This window comes from Thermogemmatispora sp. (genome assembly GCF_019683755.1).
Classification (GTDB): domain Bacteria; phylum Chloroflexota; class Ktedonobacteria; order Ktedonobacterales; family Ktedonobacteraceae; genus Thermogemmatispora.
In genome coordinates, this window is the sequence record NZ_JADGHT010000506.1 from 1 (window position 1) to 2,452 (window position 2,452).

Consider the following 2,452-nt stretch of genomic DNA (forward strand, 5'->3'; position numbering starts at 1 on the left):
CTGCGAATAATGGGCGATATAAAACCAATAACAGAGAACAAATACAAGAAAATATATTATTTCTATATATTGCGCGTTAGTGCATCGATGCTGCGCAGCAAGGAGACAGCGGCCCGCTCGACTTCGTCGACGCTGCTCCAGCGTCCCAGTGTCAGGCGCAGAGCGCCCCGGGCACGTTCACGAGCCAGGCCCATTGCCAGGAGGACCGGCGAGGGGTCGGTGCTGCCCTCATGGCAGGCTGAGCCAGTTGAGGCCGCTACTTCGGGCGTGGCCGCCAAAACCTCCTCGCCGCTGACCCCGCTGATGCTCACGTTGAGCGTATTGGGCAGGCGTTCGTCGGGATGACCATTGAGTTGGACGCGATCGCCCAAGTGTTCGCGCAGGCGCTGCCAGAGCAGATCCCGCAGATGCCGCAGACGTGCGCTTTCCGAGGGCAGACGCTCCGCCGCCAGACGGCAGGCGGCCCCCAGAGCCACGCAGGCCGCAACATTCTCGGTTCCGGCTCGTAAACCATGCTCCTGTCCTCCCCCGTAGAGGATCGGCTCCAGATTGAGGCCAAGGTCGCGGCGGATGTAAAGGGCCCCGACGCCTTTGGGAGCGTAGAGCTTGTGGCCAGCCACCGTCAGTAGGTCTACGCCCAGCTCGGCGACCGAGGTGGCGATCTTGCCCACGCTCTGGGCAGCATCGCTGTGCATCAGCGCGCCGTAGCGGTGTGCAATGGCCGCGATTTCTGGCAGCGGCTGTAGAGTACCAGTTTCATTGTTAGCGTGCATGATGCTGACCAGCACAGTGCGCCGATCGATAGCGCGCTCGACCTGCTCTGGAGAGACACGCCCATGCTGGTCGACGGGGAGATAGGTGACGCGGAAGCCGTGGAGCCGTTCCAGGGCGCGACAGGTGTTGAGCACTGCTGGATGCTCGGTGACCTGAGTAATGATGTGGTCGCCTTGTGCCCGTCGTGCCAGGGCCACACCTCGAATAGCCAGATTGTCGCTCTCGGAACCGCCCCCAGTAAAGATGATGTCCATCGGCGTACAGCCCAGTAGAGCGGCTACTTCGGCCCGTGCGCGCTCGATGGCCTGATGGGCCGCCCATCCGTAGCTATGCGCACTAGAGGGATTGCCAAAATGTTCGCGCAGATAGGGCAGCATGGCATCGACGACGGCAGGATCAATCGGCGTCGTCGCATTATAGTCGAGATAGATCAGGTCGCCGCGCAGCCCCGGATGTCGCAGGCTCATACAGACTTCCGCCTCCTTTCTTGCTTTTCTGCTTTCCTGGCACGCCCGCTCTGCCCTTTTCCTCCAGGCATCAGCCCGTTAAGACAGCCGGGCTAACTCCACTCGCAGCCCCTCTTGCAGCTCCTGCCACAGTCCGCGTATGGTCTCTTCGGTGGTGCGCAGATTGCCGATAGCAGCCCGCAGGCTATATCTGCCGCGCAGTCTGGTGTGCGAGAGAAAATAGTGGCCTGCGCTGTTGATGCGCTGAAGCAGGCGCTCGTTAAGAGTGGTCAACTGCGCTTCGTCGTCAAGGCCACGCGGATGAGCCCGGAAACAGACTGTGCTGAAAGGGGTTGGCGCCAGACGCTCAAAATCGGGCGCCTCGTCGATCCAATGGGCCAGCAGTTGCCCCAGGCGAATATGCTCGCGCAGGCGGGCCTGCAGTCCTTCTTGCCCAAAGTAGCGCATGATCATCCATAGCTTTAAGGCGCGGAAGCGCCGCCCGAGCGAAATGCCGTAATCCATCAGATTGGGAGCCTCCTCGTCGGTGCGCAGGATCTCCAGCACCAGGCTGAAGGTAGCTTTCACGATGTCAGGCTTGCGGGTAAAGAAGACACTGCAGTCCAGAGGTGTGAAGAGCCACTTGTGAGGATTGACAATGAAACTATCGGCCCGTTCGCAGCCAGCCAGAATATGGCGGTACTCTGGCAGGAGGGCGGCGGAGCCGGCATATGAGGCATCAATATGCAGCCAGAGGCCATAGCGCTCGCAGAGGTCGGCGATGGCCGGCACCGGGTCGACGCTGGTGGTGGAAGTAGTGCCAACGGTCGCCACAACGGCAAAGGGCCGCCAACCAGCCGCCAAATCCTCCTTGATAGCCTGTTCCAGGGCGGCGACATCCATGCGGTAGGCCTCATCAACGGGAATCTTGCGCAGGCCCTCCAATCCGACCCCCAACACAATGCCGGCCTTGTCGACAGCGGAGTGAGCTTCCTGAGAAGCGTAATAGCGCAGGCGCGGCACCTCAGGGCGCCCGCTCATGCCATGCTGGCGGATCTGTAGATCGCTGAGAGCTTCACGGGCCGCCGCCAGGGCGTAGAGGGTACCTGCAGAAGCCGTGTCATTAATGACCCCAAAGAGCGGTCCTGGCAGGCCCAGCATCTGGCGCAGCCAGTCAAGCGCGACCTGCTCTAGTTCAGTAGCCGCCGGCGAGGTGCGCCAGAGCATAGCGT

General features: G+C 61.5%; 2 protein-coding genes. Both read right to left on the reverse strand.

The features are described from left to right. Window positions 1-62 precede the first annotated feature (62 nt). Window positions 63-1,241, reverse strand: a complete 1,179-nt coding sequence (locus IRZ24_RS19375; RefSeq protein ID WP_297168133.1) for a cysteine desulfurase family protein — start codon at window positions 1,239-1,241, stop codon at window positions 63-65. 78 nt (window positions 1,242-1,319) lie between these two features. Next, the coding region (locus IRZ24_RS19380; RefSeq protein ID WP_297168136.1) for a pyridoxal-dependent decarboxylase at window positions 1,320-2,452 on the reverse strand (1,133 nt) is incomplete at its 5' end.

What these genes read in the sequence shown, in the direction of transcription:
- IRZ24_RS19375 (WP_297168133.1), bottom strand. Translation starts at nt 1,241, where the DNA reads ATGAGCCTGCGACATCCGGGGCTGCGCGGCGACCTGATCTATCTCGAC.